Source organism: Embleya sp. NPDC050154 (assembly GCF_044460165.1).
GTDB lineage: Bacteria > Actinomycetota > Actinomycetes > Streptomycetales > Streptomycetaceae > Embleya.
This window is the reverse complement of sequence record NZ_JBITJP010000001.1, coordinates 767,117-785,546: the sequence shown is the minus strand read 5'-3', so window position 1 is coordinate 785,546 and position 18,430 is coordinate 767,117. Positions and strand designations below refer to the sequence as shown.

The following is an 18,430-nucleotide window of genomic DNA, read 5'->3' as shown; positions in this document are numbered from 1 at the left end:
CCCTGCCGATGGTGGCGGCGGGGGCGCCGGCCGCGCCGATCACCTCGGCCGGACACGCCCAACTCGGCCTCGCGGTGCTCGTCGGCATCGGCGTGATCGTGCTGCTCATCGGCCGCTTCAAGCTGCATGCCTTCCTGGCGTTGACAATCGGCTCGCTGGTGCTCGGCGCGGTCGCCGCGGCCCCGATGGACAAGGCGATCGCCAGTTTCACCTCGGGCCTGGGCTCCACCGTCGCGGGCGTCGGCGTACTGATCGCGCTCGGCGCGATCCTGGGCAAGCTGCTGGCCGACTCCGGCGGCGCCGACCAGATCGTGGACACCATCCTGGCCAAGGCGAGCGATCGCACCATGCCCTGGGCAATGGCGCTGATCGCGGGCATCATCGGCCTGCCACTGTTCTTCGAGGTCGGCGTGGTGTTGCTCATCCCGGTCGTGCTCCTGGTGGCCAAGCGCGGCAACCACTCGCTGATGCGGGTGGGCATCCCGGCCCTGGCCGGCCTGTCGGTGATGCACGGTCTGGTCCCGCCGCACCCCGGCCCGCTCGCGGCCATCGACGCGATCGACGCCGACCTGGGCGTGGTGCTCGCGCTCGGCGTGCTGGTCGCGATCCCGACGCTGGCCATCGCGGGCCCGCTGTTCGGCCGGTACGCCTCGCGCTGGGTGGACATCGCGCCACCGGAGGGCCTGGCCCCCGAGCGTTCCTCGGCGGATCCGCAGCAGCGGCCCGGCTTCGCCGTCACCGTGGGCACCGTGCTGCTCCCGGTGGTGCTGATGCTCGGCAAGGCGCTGGTGGACATCGTCGTCGACGACCCCGCGGACCGGGTCCAGCGGGTCGCGGACGTGGTCGGCTCACCGCTGATCGCGCTGCTTTCGGCGGTGATCGTGGCGATGTTCACCCTCGGCCGGGCCGCCGGATTCACCCGGGAGCGGCTGTCCGGCACGGTGGAGAAGGGACTGCTGCCGATCGCGGGCATCCTGCTGATCGTCGGCGCGGGCGGCGGCTTCAAGCAGACCCTGATCGATGTGGGCGTCGGCCGGATGGTCCTGGAGATATCCGAGGACTGGGCCATCTCGCCGCTGCTGCTCGCATGGCTGATCGCGGTGGCGATCCGACTGGCCACCGGTTCCGCGACGGTGGCGACCATCTCGGCGGCGGGCCTGGTGGCACCCCTCGCGGCGGACATGAGCAGCACACACACCGCACTGCTGGTGCTGGCCGTGGGCGCGGGCTCGCTGTTCTTCAGCCACCTCAACGACGCGGGATTCTGGCTGGTCAAGGAGTACTTCGGGATGAGCGTGGGCCAGACGGTGAAAACCTGGTCGCTGATGGAGACGATCATCTCGGTGGTCGCGGGCGGGTTCGTGCTGCTGTTGTCGCTGGTGTTGTAGCGCACACACCCGTGCCCGGAGAGCGGTAGACGGCGCGGGGCGTCGGGCGCGGCGGGCGGGGCGCAGCCGGCGCGGGGCGCGACGTCGTGGTGTCGCGCAAGGCGCCACGCGCGACGCGGTGGTCGGTCCCCGCACCCCGCGAGTCGCCGGGCCCGGCCCCGCCGACGCCCGGCACGATCCGGCGCGGCGTGGAGAAGGGTGTCGGGTCCGCCACGATCGGCCGGGCAGGCCCTAAGCTGCCGGCATGTCGGGTCCCCAGGATGCTGCTCGTGACGAGGACCGGGTACGCGCCGCCGCGTTCCGCCTCGTATCGGCCCGAGGCGGCTCGCCGGTCACCCCCGAGGAGGTCGCCGCCACCCTCGATCCTCCGCCCGTCGAACTCGGCCTGACCGACCCCGACGACGTACTGCTCGCCGCCGTGCACTGGTCGCATCGCCGGATCGCCCGGCGCTTCTTCGACCTCACCGCCGGTCGCTTCGGCCTGGCCGCTCTGCGGGCCGGCCTGATCGACCTGCTCCCCCTGGACGAGGACCGCCTTCAGGAGACCGTCCTCGAGGTGGCCATGTGGCACCGCGGCCTGGTCTCCCCCAAGATCGCCGCGAACAACCGCCGTGAGCGCGAGGACCTGAGCGTGATCGTCCGCGGTGTCCTGCGCGACGCCCGCGACGACGGCGAACTGATCGACGGCGTGGACGTGGACCGGGTCACGGCCGAATTGCTGGCCCTGATCGACGGCCTGAGCGTGCACGCGCTGCTCTACCCCGAGCGCATGTCCGGCACCGCCGCCGCCCGCGCGCTCGACGCCGAACTCGACCGGATCGCCCGTCCCGGCCCGAACCCCGAGGCCCGCTGAATCCACCCCGCAGACCACCCGGCTCGCCCGTTCCACCGCCGCACGCGCGGAAAATGACATGAGTCCGCACCCCCGGGTCGTCTAGCTTCCCCGCATGACCACTCCGGAGAAGCTGCTCATCGAGCGGCTGGCCCCGGCGTTCGCACGGGTCGCGGGCACACCCGCCGATCCGACGATCCGCCCGAGCCGGCACGCGGACTTCCAGTGCGACGGGGCCCTGGCCCTGGGCCGACGCCTGGGCCGCGACGCGCGCGAGATCGCGGCCGAGGTGCTCCGGTACGCCGCGCTGGACGACCTGTGTTCCGCGGCGGAGATCAGCGGGCCCGGCTTCGTGAACCTCACCCTCGCGCCGACCGCGCTCGGCCGGTCGCTCGCCGGGATCGCCGCCGACGAACGACTCGGCGTGCCGCGTACCGACCGGCCCGAGACGATCGTCGTCGACTACTCGGGGCCGAACACCGCCAAGGAGATGCACGTCGGCCACCTGCGCTCGACGATCATCGGCGACGCCGCCGTGCGGGTACTGGAGTGGCAGGGCCACACCGTGCTGCGCCGCAACCATCTCGGCGACTGGGGCACCCCGTTCGGGATGCTGATCGAGCACCTCCTGGACATCGGCGAGACCGAGGCGGCGCACGAGTTGTCGGTCGGCGACCTGACCGGCTTCTACCAGGCCGCACGGCGTGCCTTCGACGCAGACGAGGAGTTCCGGGTCCGGTCCCGGGAGCGGGTGGTCGCGTTGCAGGCGGGCGATCCGACCACGTTGCGGTTGTGGCGGGTGCTGGTGACCGAGTCCAAGAAGTACTTCATGGCGGTCTACGCCCGACTCGGTGTCCGGCTGACCGCGGACGACTTCGTGGGGGAGAGCCGCTACAACGATCGACTGGCGCCGCTGGTAGCGGAGTTGGCGGAGCTGGGACTGCTCCGGGAGAGCGCCGGCGCGCAGTGTGTCTTCCCCGCGGGCTTCGTCAATCGCGACGGCGAACCGCTGCCGCTGATCGTGCGCAAGAGCGACGGCGGATTCGGTTATGCCGCCACCGATCTGGCCACCCTGCGGCACCGGTTGCAAGACCTCGCGGCCGACCGACTGTTGTACGTGGTCGGCACACCGCAGAGCGGGCACCTGGAGATGGTCTTCACGACCGGGCGCGACGCGGGATGGCACGATGCGACCGCGCGCGACGCGGACCGGCCGAGTGCGCCCGCGCGGATCGAACACGTCGAATTCGGCTACGTGTTGGGCTCCGACGGTAAGATCCTGCGGACCCGGGCCGGGGCCTCGATCAAGCTGGTCGACCTGCTCGACGAGGCGGTGTCCCGGGCCGCCGCCACGATCGCCGAGAAGAACCCGGACCTGGACGCGGACGCGCGGGCGGCGGTGGCCCGGGCGGTCGGCATCGGCGCGGTGAAGTACGCCGACCTGTCCGGGGACCGGCGCAAGGACTACCGCTTCGACTACGACCGCATGCTGTCCTTCGACGGCAACACCGCGCCCTACCTCCAGTACGCACACGCCCGGGCCCGCTCGATCCTGCGTCGGGCCGGTGCCGAGGCGCCGCGGGCGACCGGGCCGCTGGTGATCGGGGAGCCGGCCGAACGGGCCCTGGCCCTGCGCCTCCTGGCCTTCCCCGACGTGATCGCGGAGGTCGGCGAATCGCTGGACTTCCATCGCCTCGCCCTCCACCTGTTCGAACTGGCGACCACGGTCACCGGTTTCTACGAGAACTGCCCGGTGTTGCGCTCGACGGGCGAGATCCGGCACTCGCGACTGATCCTGTGCGACCTGACCGCCCGCACCCTGGCGCGCGGCCTGGACCTGCTGGGCATCGAGGCGCCGGAGCGGATGTAGCCGAGCGGTCGACGCCGACCGGTGCGCAGCGATCTGTTTGCAGCGACCTGTTTGCAGCCGACCGCACCCGCGCCCGCGTGCTCGGCGGGCGCGCGTGCGGTCGTGGCAGAACCTTCCCGGGCGGGGTCGACGTGAGGGAGCGTCGACCCCGCCCGGCCGGAAGGCCCCGGCCCCGATCGGGCCGCCGGGCAGGGGGATCAGCCGCGGCGGCGCCGGACCTTGACCAGCACGCCGCCCACGCCGGCGACGCCGAGCAGACCGGCCGCGGCGATCGCGGTCGGGCCGACGCCGAACGGGTCGCCGTCGGTGCGCGCCGTACCGGTGTCGGTCGGCCCGAAGCCGCCCGCGAGACCCTTGGCGTCGTAGCCGGAGCCGGGCAGCTTGTCCGCGTAGGCCCGGTGCACCCGGTCCCGGTACGCCGAGACCGTGGTCCCGCCGGCGCCGATCGCACGCTTCGCGTCGGCGTTCAGCGGCAACACCCGGTCGCCGCCCTGCACGTACCAGGCGTTGATCTGCGGCTCGCGGAAGACGACCCCGCCCGCGAGCAGACGCGCGCCGGCCGCGATGTGGCGCGCCTCGTCGTCGCCGTCCGCGATGTTGACCACCTGTCGGCCCTGCGGGCCGTCCACCGTCCACACCGACGCCTTGCGGCCGTCGGCGGCCACCACGGTGGCGGCGAGGAACTCCTGCCGGGCGATCGGCACCGGCCGCGCGCCCGGACGGGCCGCGACGAACTCCGGGGCCAGCGTGTACACGGCGACCACGTCGCCGTCGATCCGGGGAGCCGCGTCCGCCGCCGCGAGCGCGCCGTCCCGGGCGAAGAACCTGGACAACGTGTCGAGCGTGCCGGGCGCGGCGATCACGTCGCGCGCGGCGCCCACGCTGATCGCGTCCGGCGCGGGCGGTGCGGGCACGGACGCGGCGTGCGCGGCCTGGGGGGTGAGCGTCAGGGTCAGCGCCGCCGCGAGGGTACCCGCCGCGAACAGGCGCTTGATGCCGCCTGTGGTCATGGCGTCACGCTCCGATCCGGTAGAGCGAGTGGGTCCAGGAGAACTCGTTGTTGTTCACGTACCAGTTGTGCGCGGCCCAGTTGTAGCGGTGGTTGTCCGGCCACGGATCGCCCCAGTAGACCCAGTTCTGCGCGGTGTCGAAGCCGTGGATGACGTGCATGTGCCCGCCGCCCGAGGACCACTGGATCCGGGTCTCGATCGGCCGGTTCGCGTTGATCTCGGTCTGTACGGTGCTGTACTGGAGCCAACCGTTCACGTAGGAGCCGGAGTTGATCCCGGCCCAGCGCAGTGCCGTCTGCACGTTGCCGAGCGTCGCCTGCGAGTTGGGGCACTCGGTGCTCTGCGAACGGCCGAACGCCGCGTTGCAGAACTGGTTTTGGCTGTAGTTGCGGCCGTACCAGGTCGCGATCGTGTTGCCGGCACCCGCCCAGCACCAGTTGCTCTTCTGCTGGGCCTGCATGGTGATGTTCAGCTTCTTCGTGGCGAGCGCGAGCGGTTGGGCCTGTTCCGGGGTGGGGCTCTGCGCTTGGACGGCCGGCGCAAAGGAGCCGGCGGCGGAGGCGGACGCCGCCGAGGGCACCGCGAACAGCGCGGACAGCAGCGCGAACACGGTGAGGGTCAGCGCGCCGGCGCGGCGGCCGGACACGGGGCTCGTTCGTGGGGACGTTCGAGTCATGGCGTTCCTTCCGTAACGGAGGGACGGGGTGGGGCGTGGCGCGCGTCCGGACGCTGCAAGGTGGAGCATCGGGTGTTGTCGTGGTGTGTTTCAAGACGCTTCAATGCGGGGTGAAGCGGTGGTGTGAACGCCTGGACCGGCCTGTGAACGGCTCGTGACCGGTCGACTGGAACACCTCGGTCGGGAGCGGCGGTCCCGGCCGGTCCGCCGTGAACGTTCACAAGGGAGGCGAGCGATGCCGCGGACCGACACTCGGGGTGACCCGGCCGAGGCGGAGTTGGCGCGGGTCCTGCGCGTCGGTCCCTTCCATCTGGCGTTGCGCGCGGCGCTGGCGGCCCGCGGCCTGGCCCTGCACCGGGTGCAGCACCGGTTGGCCCAGCGCGGCGTGCAGGTGGGGGTGACCAGTCTCAGCTACTGGCAGCAGGGGGCCCGGCGGCCGCAGCGCGCCGAGTCGCTGCGCGCGGTGCGGGCGCTCGAAGAGGTCCTGGAGTTGCCGCCGCACGCGCTGACCAGGCTGCTGGAGCCGGCGGTCGCCGAGCGTACGGCGTCGCGGTCCTATCGCGCGGTGGTGGAGGCGTCCGGCTCGCTCGGCCCCTTGTTGACCGACCTGGAATCACCCGCCGACGGCGGCCTGCACACCGTGTGCCAGCTCGAACAGGTCCGGGTCGGGCCCCGGCGTGAACTCCTGGATCGCGCCTCGCAGCACGTGGTGCGCGCGCATCGCGACGGGGTGGACCGCTATCTCGCCATCCACATCGGCGACCGGGGCTGCGCGCCCGAGCGAGTGCGTGTCCGGGCGACCGAGAACTGCCGTGTGGGGCGCGTGCGTTGGAGCCGGGACGCGGCCGTGCTCGTGGCGGAGCTGTTGTTCGACGCGCGGCTGCGCTCCGGGGACACCTACGTCTTCGGCTACGGCTTCGAGGACGGCACCGGCGGACCCAGCGACGAGTACGTGCGCGGCTTCACCTTCCCGTGCGGCCAGTACGTGCTCCAGGTCCGCTTCGATCCCACCGCCCTACCGGTGCACTGCCGTCGCTTCGCCCGGACCACGGCAGGCGCCCCACGTACCGGACGGCGCGACCTGACCCTCAACGGCCGACACTGTGTGGTCCACCTCGCCGAACAGGACGTCGCCCCGGGCATCCTGGGCATCGGCTGGGACTGGACCTGATCGCCGTCGGCGTCCGAGCGCCCGGCACTCGCCCGCGCGGACCCGCTCACCCGAAGGGCGCACCACCGGGGGCGATCCCGCACCGGATGACGTTGGATGGGCGGGAAATCGCCGGCGACCACCGGGGCAGCCCCACCCGTCCACCACCGGACGGACACTCGACGGCCGGGACGCGACGACCGCGGCGCGCGATCCGCGCACCCGAAGGAAGGAACGACACGCGTGAGCGAGACGACGGAGCGGCCGGTCCTGCGGGCCGCGGGCTCACATCTGTATCCCGGCGCGCTGGTGCGCCTGCACACGCCCGGGACGACGGACCCGCACCGAGCCGGCAGGGCACCGGGCGACCTGCTGTTCGCCGACGGTTCGCGAACGACCGCGCAGGTGCTGATCGACCCGGACGAGCGGGCGACCCTGTGGGTGGCCGAGTACACCACCGCCCGCGGCACCACCATCTCCGAACGGGTCTGGTCGACACACCCATCCCCCGACGGCTCGGGCGACGTAATCCTCCGCATCGGCACCCGACTGCCGTAGAGCGCCCCGCCCCCGCTCGCCACGCGCAACCCACGCGCGGTCGAGCAGACGTATGCCCGGTGCGCCCGATGCTCAGGCAGGCACGGCGAATCGCGCGGACACATCGCGACCGCCTCGGGTGATCACGGCCGCGACCAGCAGGACGCCCAGTGGCGGCAGCAGGAGCGGCGCCACCAGGCCGGAGCCGGCCAGTGCCGAGACGGCGATCGCCGCGCCGTGGGCCACGATCGCGGCCCCGATGCCCCGGCGGGCGCTGCCGTGCACCCGCAGCCGCCGAACCAGCGAACGACACACCCAAGCCGCCTGCACGCAGGCGCCCGCGGCCACCGTCCACATCAGGGCCCGCGACACGAAGACCTCGCGCGAGTCGGGCCCGTCGCCCTCCGGCCCGAAGCCGAACACCATGACGTCACCCATGAACCACACGAACCCGAGGGCCCAGAGCGCTTCCAGCACGACGACCACCATCGCCGACCCCGCCGCCAACCTTCGTAGCGTCTTCATGAGGGCATTGTGGTCCGTCGGCCGTCCCGGTGGGTGTGCCCGCCGGGATCGGTCCGTCGTCGGGTCCGTCGGGTCCGTCGGGGCCGTTGGTTCGGTGGGTTGGGGGGTGGGCCTTAGCATGTGGCCGGAATGCCGACTCGAGTGCGGCGATTCGATGACACAAGGAGCGGTTCGTGCGAGAGATCGCCGTGTTCAGCGGTAGCGCACACCCCGAACTGGCCGCCCAGGTCTGCGCGCACCTGGGTGTGCCGCTCAGTCCGACCCGGGTGAACAGATTCGCGAACGACTGTCTGGAGGTACAACTTCAGGCCAACTGTCGCGAGCACGACGTCTTCCTGATCCAGCCGCTGGTCGCTCCCGTGCAGGAGAACCTGGTCGAGTTGTTGCTGATGTGCGACGCCGCGCGCGGTGCGTCGGCGGGCCGGATCACCGTGGTGATGCCGCACTACGCCTACGCGCGCTCGGACAAGAAGGACGCGCCGCGCATCTCGATCGGCGGTCGGTTGGTCGCCGACCTCATGGTCGCCTCCGGTGCGAGCCGGGTGCTGGCGATGACGTTGCACTCGCCGCAGGTGCACGGGTTCTTCTCGGTTCCGGTCGACCATCTGCACGCGCTGCGTGAACTGGCCGAGCACTTCCGGCGCCACGACCTGTCCAACACCACCGTGGTCTCGCCGGACCTGGGCAACGCCAAGGAGGCCGCCGCGTTCGCCCGGATGCTCGGCGCCCAGGTCGCGGCGGGTGCCAAGCAGCGCTTCGCCGACGACCGGGTGGCGATCAGCGCGGTGATCGGCGAGGTCGCCGGCCGGGACGTGATCGTCCTGGACGACGAGATCGCCAAGGGCAGTACCGTGCTCGAACTGCTGGACCGTCTCCGCGAGTTGGGCGCCCGCTCGATTCGCGTCGCGTGCACCCACGGGCTGTTCGCCGCCGGCGCCCTCAAGCGCCTGTCGGATCAGCCCGACGTGCTGGAGATCGTCTGCACCAACACGGTCCCGATCCCCACCGAGGAACACACCGACAAGCTGCACGTGTTGTCGATCGCCCCCGCCCTCGCCGAGGCGGTCCGCCGCATCCACAACGGAGAAAGCGTCAGCGCCCTGTTCGACACCCCGTGACACGCGGTTCGGGCGGCGTGGGGTCGGGGTCGGTCGGGTCGGATCAGGTCAGGTTCAAGTCGGTGGTGATCTTGTCCGTGAGGACGAGGGCCTGCTCGGCGCGCACGTCGGTCATGAAGACGAACGGCGGGATGATCGGTGGGAGCGGCAGCCCGTCGGCGGCGAAATCGAGGCAGATCAGGCCCTCGATACAGCCGTGCAGGCGGGTGAGGTAGATCCGTACGTTGCCGTCCAGATCCAGCCGGGTCGTGTCGATCCGCATCCTCGGGCCGGCGCCGTCGCGGGTGGCGAGGCGGTAGTCGCGCAGGTGCGCGGCCCGCATGGTCAGCACGAGCACCCGCAACGGCCCGCGCGCGGTCTCCAGGGTGGTCACGCCGGCGAGGGCGAAGCCGATCGGGGCGAAGAAGCTCGCCGTGATGGTCGGAGGTGTGGCGCCGACGACGATCCTGGTCGTCGTCGGCGCCGGCGCGGCGGCCGCCCTGGTGCCGCCGCACGCCTCGGCCGTGTCCCGCGCGGTACACGGCTTCGAGGCGGTCTCGGCCGCCTGGGCCCGGTTCCCGTCCGGGCCGAGTACGGACGCGACGATCAGCAACGGCAGCGCGACCGCCAGGGCCGAGGCTGCGCCGCCGGCGCGGCGCCGGTTGAACCGCCGCCGAGCCTTCGCGGGGGCGGGACGATCCGCCCCCTGATCCGCCCTCCGGTCGGGCTCCTCGTCCGGCTCCTCGTCCGACCGCGCGGCGGGGTCCGGCACCAAGCCGGGCCCGGGCCCCGGCCCGCCGAGCAGCGTGATCGAGGTGACGGACCCGACCGGCGCGGGCGGTGTGCTCGGCCGCGAACGAGGCTTCTCCCGAACGGACTCGGTCGCCCCGACCGCACGCACCGGCCGCCACGCGAAGCCCATCGCGCTGCCGAGCACGCCGAGCAGCATGCCCAGCAGGAAGCCGCCGAGATTGGCCACGACGAACGACGCGATCGAGGCGACCAGCGCGACGATGCCCACGAAGTGCCGGTGCTGCGCCGCGAACCACATGAACAGGCCCGCGACCATCAGGATCACGCCGATGGCCAGACTCGCGATCCCGGCGATGCCCAGGCTGACCATCACCGGCAGCGGGGACAGCGGCACGGCCAGGATCTCCAGGCCGCCCGCGATCAGGTACACGCCGCTCCAGAACGGCCTGGTCCGCCGCCAGCGGCGAATCACCCGGCGCTCGGCCCGAAACGGCAGATGCCGGTCCAACCACGATCTCGGCTCCATGTCGGTTCCGTTCTCCGGAGGTGACGTGGGATCGGAGGAACAGTTCGCAAGAGCGGTGACGTGGGATCAGAAGCAGCCCCGGCCGTCGAGGCTCACCCCGACCCGCAGTCCCTTGAGGTTGAACGTGCCGCCGGTGGCGGACCACGCGTGCGAGCGCACGCCGGCCACCGTGACGTCGCCGGCCTGGAGTCCGAACGTGCCGCGTTCACCCTGCGCACCCGGCACCTTGTCCAGGGTGGAGGCGTCCCGGCCGATCTCCACGGTCCCGAACCGGGCGTCGCCGACCAGGTCTTCGGCACCGATGATGAGGTTCTTCGCGGTCACCTCACCCGCGTCGCCGCCGGCCGTGAGCTTGAAGGTGATGTCCCCCAGCGGGGTCTTGACCTTGGCCGACTGGCAGATGTCACTGAGCGTGGCATCGCCGATGGCGAGCATCGAGACCGGGTGGCCCTTGCCGTCGAGCGAGGTGTTGGTGCTCACGTACGACGACAGTCCGGCGCTGGTCAGCTTGCCCGAGCTGACCTGGAAGCTTGCCCCGGAGACGGCGAACGAGGCGGCCAACGCACCCTGGGCCATGGCCAGGGTGAGGAAGCCGACCGCGCCGAGGCCGACGATGCCGAGCGCCCCCGCGCGCCGCCAACCGGTGCCACCCTCGTCGGCCTCCGCCGACGGGACCGTGTCGAGGTGGGATTGTGCGGCCGAGCCGTTTCGTGCGGACACTGTGTTCCCCTCTCGTGGGACCTGGCCGTTCACGGGTCGCCGAGGCGACGCGCACGCACGCACGCACGCACGGCACGGTGGACGCCGAAGGGCGGCGCGGCGGAGCGATGGAGTGGGCCGTACTCGAGTGCGGTGGGACGGCGGAGCGGAGTTGCCTTCGACGCTGTGCGTATACCGTGCCGGGCCCGAGAGTAGGCTTCGATTTGAATAAAAGTCAACGAACTCCGCATAACTTGCCGCCATTTCGTACCCCCTCGCGGATCGGGGCGGTGCTCTCCGCGCTCTCGAGGGGTGGGAGGCCGGTGCAGGGCGAGGGTGACGAGCAGAGCGCCGATCATGCCCGCCGCGGTCGGCAGCACCACCACGAACTCCCCGTCGGCGGTGGCGGTGCGCAACGCCTCCCCGGCCTTGCCGCCGGTGCCGATCGGCGGTGCCGGGCGCGCTGAACCGCACGCTCGGCCGCCGTCCCCGCCTCGGCCCTCCGTTCGGCGCAATCGCCGTGTTCTTCGCCGGGCTTCGGGGTACTGGGTTCGCCCCTCGATCCGACGGCGGGAGAAACGCGATGGAGATCGGCACGAAGGTCAGGACGACCCGGCTGCTCGACGGCGGCCTGCGGCAGGTGGTGCCCGCGGACGCCGAGGGCTACGTGGTGGCCAAGCTGTTCGGCGGTGAGGTCGAGGTCGCCTTCACCCTGCGGGGCCTGCTCGGCGGCACCCGTACCGTCAACGTCCCGGTCGCCCCGACACACCTGGCGGTCCAGCCCTAGCGGCGGGGCTCGCGTCAGCAGCGCGGAAGGAGGTCCTCGCGCGGCACCGACCGCGTCGGGCCGTTCCAGGGACTGCGTATGCGGCGTGCCGGTCAGCTCGCGGTACACCGAACCGGAAATGCGCGCGGCCACGCCCGCCGTGAACTCCGGCCTCGACCGCGATCCGCGGCAGAGCCGGCAGGTCGCGCGGGTCGGTCGGCGTCCAGTTCTCGCCGAGTACCAGGATCAGGCGTGGGGCGGGCATGGGCATTCCTTCCTCGGGGGCGACGCCGACCTACGCGGCATACACGATCCGGCCGTCGAAGATGGTCAGCGCGACCGGGAGATCGGCGATCTCGCGCGGGCCGGTGATGGTCAGGTCGCCGTCGAGGACACAGATGTCGGCGACCTTGCCCGGCTCGAGGGAGCCCTTCCAGTCCTCGGCGAAGTCCTGACGCGCGGCGTTGATCGTGTACGCGCGCACCGCCGTGGCCAGGTCCACACACTGCTCGGGACCGCTGGCCCGACCGGTCGCCTTCGATTCGCGCAGCATCATCGCGGACACGCCGCGGCGCCAGTCGGGGTGGGTGATCGGCGCGTCCGAGCTCGCGGTGACCGCGATGCCCGCGTCCACGGCGCTGCGTACCGGCCACTGGTAGGCGGACCGCTCGGGGCCGACCACGTCGTCCATCAGGTCGGCGATCGTCCATTTGATCGCCGGGTTCATGTTCACCCCCCAGCCGTGCTCGGCGAGGGTACGCAGACTGCGCGGCGTGCAGAAGTCGCCGTGGATGACGTAGTGGCGCTCGTCCCGCCGCGGGTGCGCGCGGGCGGCCTCCTCGAACGCCTCGACCAGCGCGTCGATGGCCCGATCGCCGGTGACGTGGACACCGATCTGATGTCCGGCGGCGTGCGCGTGCCCGACGATGGCGCGCAGTTCGTCCACCCGCAGGGTGTCCGAGTCGCCGTGCATGCACAGGCAGCCGTTGCCGCCGCCGACGTACTCCTCGCGCATCCACGCGGTACGGCTCGGCGGTATCCCGTCGGCGAAGACCTTGACGCCCAGGATTCGCAGCAGTCGGGGGTCGAGGTCGGCGATCCCGTCCGGGAGCGGCTCGGCCAAGCGCTCGGGCAGTATGTCGGCTGCCTCGCCCATCGCCAGCGGGAGCAGCAACACGCTCACCCTGGCGTCGAGTTCGCCGGTGCGGGCCAGATCAGCGTAGACCGAGAGGGTCTCCGGGCCGGCCGCACCGAGGAACAACGAGCCGCCGCCGGGGCCCAGGCCCGGTTCGGTGAAGCTGGTGATGCCCTCGGCGTGGCAGATCGCGACCGCCGCACGAACGGCCCGCTCGCGTTCGGCCCGGGTCATCGGCGGCACGGCCGCGTTGACCAGGTTCTGGGCGCCCTCTCGGAGCAGCCCGGTGGGCTCGCCGGCGGCGTCCACCTCGATGATGCCGCCGGGTGGCGCGATCGTGTTCCGGTCGATGCCCGCGACCTGGAGGGCGCGGGTGTTCAGCCACGCGGTGTGCCCGCTGAACTCGTAGAGCAGGACCGGTCGATCGGCGACCACGGCGTCCAGGTCCCGGCGGTGCGGGGATCGGGGGTCAAACGCGCTCGACGCCCGGCACTCCGCCAGGTAGCCGATGTCCCAGCCGTTGCCGATCACCCACGCGTCCGGCGGTAGCGCCTCGGCGTGTCGGGCGACGGCGACCGCGATGTCGGCGATCGAATCGACGGCGGGGTACGACACGTCGACGGCGAGCGGCGGGCGGGTGGCGCCGAACGCGCACGCGTGCAGGTGGGAGTCGTTGATCCCGGGCAGCGCGGTACGCCCGGCCAGATCGATCACCTCGGTCCCGGGGCCGATCAGTGGCCGGATCTCGACGGCCGACCCGACCGCGACGATCCGGCCGGCGCGTACCGCGAGTGCCTCGGCGACGGTGAACTCGGCGTCCACGGTGAGGACGCGGCCGTTGGTCAGGACGAGATCGGCGCGGTCCGGCATCCGGGCTCCTTGGGTTGCGACGACACACCGGGGAGTCGACATCCGATATTATTTGAGGCCAAACGATATGGAGGACCCCGACCCACCACAAGACCCGGGAGCGGATTCTTCGACGCCGAACGAGGAGCCGGGCGGGCACGATCCACCGAACGACGACCCGGCCTTGCGATCGGCGGACGACCCACCTATCGTTTGGATTCAAATAAGCCCCGAAGGGGATCGGGCTCCGAACGCATCGAAACGACTGGGTTCGGTTCGATGGAGTTCGGTCCTGTTCGGATCATGTGGGGTCGGTTTGTCGTGATGTGTCGACGGAAGGTCGGGTTCCGGTGCGCGCCTTGATCATTCGCCACGACCACGTCTCGCATGCCGGGTACGTCGGTGCGCGACTGGCCGAACGCGGATTCGCGCCGTACGAGGTGGCCGTCGTCCCCGCGCAACGCTTCCACTCCCCCGATGTGCGCGTCGCCTTCCCCCACCCGACGGACTTCGACGTCGTCATGTCGCTCGGCGCGCCGTGGTCGGCGTACGACACGGAGGCGATCGGCACCTGGATCGGCGACGAACTCGCGCTGCCGGCCGAGGCGGTCCGGGCGGACGTACCCGTCCTGGGCATCTGCTTCGGCGCCCAGGCGCCGGCCGCGGCGCTCGGCGGAACCGCCGAGCCGGCGCCGAGGTTCGAGCACGGATGGCACGCCGTCTCATCGCACGAGCGAACCTGATCTCCGCCTGCCCGTGGTACCACTGGCACTTCGACCGCTTCACCGTCCCACCCGACGGGCGCGAGATGGCCCGCTCGCCGGCGGGACCGCAGGCGTACGTGCTGGGCCGCTCGCTCGGCGTGCAGTTCCACCCCGAGGTCACCCCGGACACCGTGGGCGCCTGGCTGGACGGCGGCGGTGATGCCCTGGCCCGGGACCTGGGCTTGAACGTCGCGGAGTTGCGCCGGATCGAGGCGGGCGGCCGGGAACGGGCCGACGCGCCGGCGGACGCGTTCCCGGCGGACGTGGCCAAGCTCTGAGCCGCGGCCGGCCCGCCGGCCGAGAGCCCTCGGAAGGCCGCCCTCGGTGGGTGCCCTGATCGAGACGCGCACCGAGGGGCCGGTTCGGGCCCGGTGCCTCCTGCTGCCGCTTCGGAGGATCCGAGGGCACCTCGCGAGGATCGCGGGGGCCTCGCCGCCGCATCGGGGCCTCTCGGCCACGCGCTGCCGCGCCGATGGATAGGCGCGGCCCGCGAATCCGTGCGCGAGGAGCACGGCGGACCGGATCGATGCCCCGGACACCCGGTGTTCGAGCCGCCGACACCGGCGGAATCCGCCGCGTTCATCCCGGGTTCGACTACGAACTGCCTTGCCCGGAAAGCCCGATCGACACTTCGGGGCACGCCCACCGTACCCCGTCGCGCGGGCCCGCCGCGTCCGTCACCGCGCGTCCGCGGACGGTTGCAAAAAGGATCAACGTGGGGGTTGACACTGAAAGTTGGTCTAGACCAACCTAGTGGAGCGGGGATCGGAGAGGTGTGTGTTCCGGCATGGCCGCCCGCTGATCGAGCGAGCGCGGGCCGGGACCGTACGTCCGCTGTGGGTGTGCGCGCCCTGTGCGCGGCACCGAGTACAAGGAGGTAGGAATCCCGGCTCGGTCATCGCGGAGAACCACGACCTCCGCGGCGCGACCGACCGGGCGCGGTGGTGCGCTTTCTTACCAAGTCTGCTTGCCGTAAAGCCCGTTCAGCCCTTCGCGAGATTCCACCGCGGGTCGGGGGACTCGGGGATCACCGAAGGGTCCACGCATCGCGATCCGTCGTTCGCCACCGTCTCGGGGCGACGGCCCTCACCGCTGTACGGATGAGCTCTCACAGCACCCGGGCAGCCTCACTCGACGCTCGTTCCGCGACCGGCGACAGCCGGCGACTCCCCGCGGCACGAGCGGCCCGCCGAGGTTGCGGTGTGTGCTGCCCTCGGTCGGACCGGGGCGAGTCGCCCGTCGGTCGGGATCGCAGCCCTCGGCCGCGCCCGCCCGGGACGAACTCCCTTGCACAGACCGCGACTCAGCTGCGCTCACCGTACTCGGACCGGCGCGTCCGCCTGCTCGGCGCTCGTTGTCGTGCCCGGACGACGAGGGCGACCACGTCGAGGTCGTACTCGGCACGGGCCGCGATGCCCCCTGCCCGAACCACCGCCGAGAGCGGTCGATTCGCTCAGACACGGAAGAACTTCGAGCCCTGGAGTGGTCAGATGCCGACGCCCGACCCGTATCCGTATCGAGCAGCCTCGGATATCCCCTACTACAGCGCGGACGGTGAGACGTACCTGGCGCCGACACCGCTGCGTGATCTGAAGAAGTCGAGGCCGTTGCGGGTGTTGTCCGAGGAGGACTTCGACTTCTGGCAGACCTGTGGATACGTCGTGGTCAAGGAGGCCATCCCGGCCGCCGCGGCGGCCCGCCTGCTGGAATTCGCGTGGGACTTCCAAGGGCTCGACCCGGACCGACCGCAGGACTGGTACCGCGACGATCGGCAGTTCCGCTCCGACCTGGACCGGGAACTGCACATCTACGGCTTCGTCGAGGCCTACCACCACCAGCTCATCTGGGACAGCAGGCAGACCCGGCGCGTCTACGACGCGTTCGTGGACGTGTGGGACTGCGAGGAGTTGTGGGTGACGCTGGATCGGCTCAATCTGAACCCGCCCAACATCCGGGACCGCGATCGGGCCCTCATCGCGCCCACGGACCAGGGATTCGACATCGAGTTGCACTGGGACGTGGACACCACCCTGGAGATACCGCCGCAGCGGGTGCAGGGCATCATCGCGCTCGACGACACCCGACCCGACCACGGCGGATTCCAGTGCTCTCCGGAGCTGTTCCGTCGTTTCGGCGAGTGGAAGGCCGGACAGCCCGCGGATCGGGACCCGATCCGACCCGCCGTCGACCGCACCGAGTTCCCGGTGATCCGACCGGAACTCGAAGCCGGCGACCTGCTGATCTGGAACGGTCTGCTCGCCCACGGCGTGGCCCGAAACACCTCGGTGAACGGCGTGCGAGCGGTCCAGTACCTGTCCATGATGCCCGCGTTGGAGTCCCACCACGAGCAGCGTCGATCCCGGGTCGAGTCGTGGCGGCACCTGAGCACACCCGACTGGAACAAGACACTGGTCGGCGACGCGACGAAGCACGAATCGTTGCGCTACGGCACCGCCACCCTCGACGACCTCGGCGAGAAGCTTTTGGGACTGCGGTCCTGGAGCGGACTCGACAACGAACAGGCGACCGGAGAGCCGGCATGCGCAAAATCTGCCTGACCCTGCCCACCAACCGGGCGTGCGCCGCCACGATTTCCGCGATCGGCGAGGAAGCCGCCTATGCGGCACAGCACTTCGACGTCGAGGTGCACCTGCTGATTCTCGATTCTTCCGACCCCCGGGCGTACGCGGCTCACGCCCAAGTCGTCGAGGCGTCGCCCGAGTCGGCGAACGTGATCGTGCACCATCTCGACGAGGCCCGGCAGCGCGACTTCCTGTGCGCGGTGATCGACCGCGCCGGCGTCGGCAAACCGGATCTGCTGCTGGACCTGATGTTGCCGAACACCGTGTCGTACGGCGCCTGCACCAACCGCGCCTTCCTGATCGCCGCCGCGCTCGGGTGCGCGTCGATCCACCGCCGGGACTCGGACAGCACCTACCAGACCCACGAGGGGGAACCGGTCTTCCCCATCCACCACGAGCTGACATCGCTCGGCAAGCGCGCCGGCGACGCGGCGTCCGGCGTGAGCGAGACCGCGCTGGATCCGGCACACGCGGACAAGCCCGTGGTCCTGGCGGGCGGTTCGTTCGTCGGTGAACTCTCCGTCGACATCGGCGAGATCCAGCGCATCGACCCCGTGGCCTACCACGACATCGTCGGCCTGTGGGCCCCGCCCGAGTGGTCGGAGCAGCAAAAGCGCACCCTGGTCGCGGAATCCTTCACCGGAGCCGGCACCGCCCCGTTCGTCCGGGATCACTCGACGCTGACCATCGTCGACCCGATGCGGATCGACATGTGCAACATCGGCTTCCACCACCAGGTGTACGAGCGGGTTCCGCTGCCGCCGGCGACCGACACCATCGGCAGCGACTACTTCCTCATGCACCTGGTGCACGACGCCGCGCTGCCGGGCGTCCTGCACAACCGCCACATCGTGAACTTCTACACGCCGGAACGGCGAACCGACTCGGGGTTCGTCGCCTACCAGCTCCGGTTGACGAAGTTCTTCCTGTCGATGCTGCACTTCAACTTCATCTACGCCCGGATGGCGACGAAGGGCGACGCGCTCCTCGACGCCGAGGGACACGTCCGTCCCGACTCGATCGCCGAACTCGCCCGCGAAAGCGCCCGGTTGGACCACGCCGAGAATGTGCGACGGCTGCGCAGTCTGGACCGGTCCTACCGAAGGCTGGGCGGCCGATACGCCGCGTTCGCCGACACGCTGGCCGAGCGCGGCCCGCGACTGCTCGACGAGGCCCAGGCGGACATCGAAGACTTCGCGCTGCTGATCGAGGCATGGGCGGCGCTGATCCACGCGAGCAAGGCCACGAGCGTCCACGAACCGCACCGATAG

General features: G+C 71.3%; 17 protein-coding genes. 11 read left to right on the top strand and 6 right to left on the bottom strand.

Annotation, left to right across the window (positions count from 1 at the left end; all coding sequences use genetic code 11):
- The first annotated feature begins 8 nt into the window (after positions 1 to 8).
- The 3 genes from ACIBSV_RS03580 to argS all read left to right on the top strand — a co-directional run bounded on the left by ACIBSV_RS03580 (position 9) and on the right by argS (position 4,090).
- On the top strand, positions 9 to 1,388 hold the full coding sequence (locus ACIBSV_RS03580; RefSeq protein WP_395859335.1) for a gluconate:H+ symporter: 1,380 nt from the start codon (positions 9 to 11) through the stop codon (positions 1,386 to 1,388).
- Between the two features lie 244 nt (positions 1,389 to 1,632).
- Positions 1,633 to 2,241, top strand: coding sequence for a TetR family transcriptional regulator C-terminal domain-containing protein (locus tag ACIBSV_RS03575; protein WP_395859242.1), 609 nt, complete (start codon positions 1,633 to 1,635; stop codon positions 2,239 to 2,241).
- Positions 2,242 to 2,335: 94 nt separating this feature from the next.
- The gene (argS, locus tag ACIBSV_RS03570; RefSeq protein WP_395859241.1) at positions 2,336 to 4,090 is read left to right on the top strand and encodes an arginine--tRNA ligase; all 1,755 of its coding nucleotides are present in this window, start codon (positions 2,336 to 2,338) and stop codon (positions 4,088 to 4,090) included.
- 197 nt (positions 4,091 to 4,287) lie between these two features.
- On the opposite strand, the gene ACIBSV_RS03565 is transcribed toward argS, so the two are convergent.
- Positions 4,288 to 5,100, bottom strand: a complete 813-nt coding sequence (locus tag ACIBSV_RS03565; protein ID WP_395859240.1) for a hypothetical protein — start codon at positions 5,098 to 5,100, stop codon at positions 4,288 to 4,290.
- Positions 5,101 to 5,104: 4 nt separating this feature from the next.
- Complete coding sequence (locus ACIBSV_RS03560; protein WP_395859238.1) at positions 5,105 to 5,776, bottom strand: papain-like cysteine protease family protein; 672 nt, start codon at positions 5,774 to 5,776, stop codon at positions 5,105 to 5,107.
- 235 nt (positions 5,777 to 6,011) lie between these two features.
- On the opposite strand from ACIBSV_RS03560, the gene ACIBSV_RS03555 reads away from it, so the two are divergent.
- Together ACIBSV_RS03555 and ACIBSV_RS03550 are read left to right on the top strand one after the other, a co-directional pair.
- On the top strand, positions 6,012 to 6,947 hold the full coding sequence (locus tag ACIBSV_RS03555) for a hypothetical protein (RefSeq protein WP_395859237.1): 936 nt from the start codon (positions 6,012 to 6,014) through the stop codon (positions 6,945 to 6,947).
- Positions 6,948 to 7,169: 222 nt separating this feature from the next.
- A complete protein-coding gene (locus tag ACIBSV_RS03550) occupies positions 7,170 to 7,484 on the top strand; it encodes a hypothetical protein (protein WP_395859236.1) in 315 nt (104 codons plus the stop codon).
- A 72-nt stretch (positions 7,485 to 7,556) separates the two neighbouring features.
- Here ACIBSV_RS03550 and ACIBSV_RS03545 read toward each other — a convergent pair whose 3' ends face one another.
- Positions 7,557 to 7,988, bottom strand: coding sequence for a hypothetical protein (locus ACIBSV_RS03545; RefSeq protein WP_395859235.1), 432 nt, complete (start codon positions 7,986 to 7,988; stop codon positions 7,557 to 7,559).
- A 173-nt stretch (positions 7,989 to 8,161) separates the two neighbouring features.
- Between ACIBSV_RS03545 and ACIBSV_RS03540 the strand changes: the two genes are divergently transcribed.
- Positions 8,162 to 9,106, top strand: a complete 945-nt coding sequence (locus ACIBSV_RS03540) for a ribose-phosphate diphosphokinase (RefSeq protein WP_395859234.1) — start codon at positions 8,162 to 8,164, stop codon at positions 9,104 to 9,106.
- A 43-nt stretch (positions 9,107 to 9,149) separates the two neighbouring features.
- On the opposite strand, the gene ACIBSV_RS03535 is transcribed toward ACIBSV_RS03540, so the two are convergent.
- Together ACIBSV_RS03535 and ACIBSV_RS03530 are read right to left on the bottom strand one after the other, a co-directional pair.
- Positions 9,150 to 10,364 (bottom strand): DUF6114 domain-containing protein, encoded by a 1,215-nt coding sequence (locus ACIBSV_RS03535; RefSeq protein ID WP_395859233.1) that lies wholly within the window; start codon positions 10,362 to 10,364, stop codon positions 9,150 to 9,152.
- Positions 10,365 to 10,430: 66 nt separating this feature from the next.
- Entirely contained in the window at positions 10,431 to 11,084 is a 654-nt protein-coding gene (locus tag ACIBSV_RS03530; RefSeq protein WP_395859232.1) for a DUF6230 family protein, read from the bottom strand.
- A gap of 562 nt (positions 11,085 to 11,646) precedes the next feature.
- Between ACIBSV_RS03530 and ACIBSV_RS03525 the strand changes: the two genes are divergently transcribed.
- Positions 11,647 to 11,850, top strand: coding sequence for a hypothetical protein (locus ACIBSV_RS03525; RefSeq protein WP_395859231.1), 204 nt, complete (start codon positions 11,647 to 11,649; stop codon positions 11,848 to 11,850).
- Between the two features lie 274 nt (positions 11,851 to 12,124).
- Here the strand turns inward: ACIBSV_RS03525 and ACIBSV_RS03520 are convergent, their stop codons facing one another.
- Positions 12,125 to 13,834, bottom strand: coding sequence for an amidohydrolase (locus ACIBSV_RS03520; protein ID WP_395859230.1), 1,710 nt, complete (start codon positions 13,832 to 13,834; stop codon positions 12,125 to 12,127).
- 329 nt (positions 13,835 to 14,163) lie between these two features.
- Between ACIBSV_RS03520 and ACIBSV_RS03515 the strand changes: the two genes are divergently transcribed.
- The 4 genes from ACIBSV_RS03515 (at position 14,164) to ACIBSV_RS03500 (ending at position 18,430) form a co-directional block, all read left to right on the top strand.
- Positions 14,164 to 14,556, top strand: coding sequence for a type 1 glutamine amidotransferase (locus tag ACIBSV_RS03515; protein ID WP_395859229.1), 393 nt, complete (start codon positions 14,164 to 14,166; stop codon positions 14,554 to 14,556).
- Positions 14,523 to 14,855, top strand: coding sequence for a hypothetical protein (locus ACIBSV_RS03510; protein WP_395859228.1), 333 nt, complete (start codon positions 14,523 to 14,525; stop codon positions 14,853 to 14,855). The genes ACIBSV_RS03515 and ACIBSV_RS03510 overlap by 34 nt, the downstream gene beginning before the upstream one ends.
- 1,212 nt (positions 14,856 to 16,067) lie before the next feature.
- Entirely contained in the window at positions 16,068 to 17,135 is a 1,068-nt protein-coding gene (locus tag ACIBSV_RS03505) for a phytanoyl-CoA dioxygenase family protein (protein WP_395859227.1), read from the top strand.
- Positions 17,117 to 18,430, top strand: coding sequence for a DUF6271 family protein (locus tag ACIBSV_RS03500; protein WP_395859226.1), 1,314 nt, complete (start codon positions 17,117 to 17,119; stop codon positions 18,428 to 18,430). Before ACIBSV_RS03505 ends, ACIBSV_RS03500 begins: the two co-directional genes overlap by 19 nt.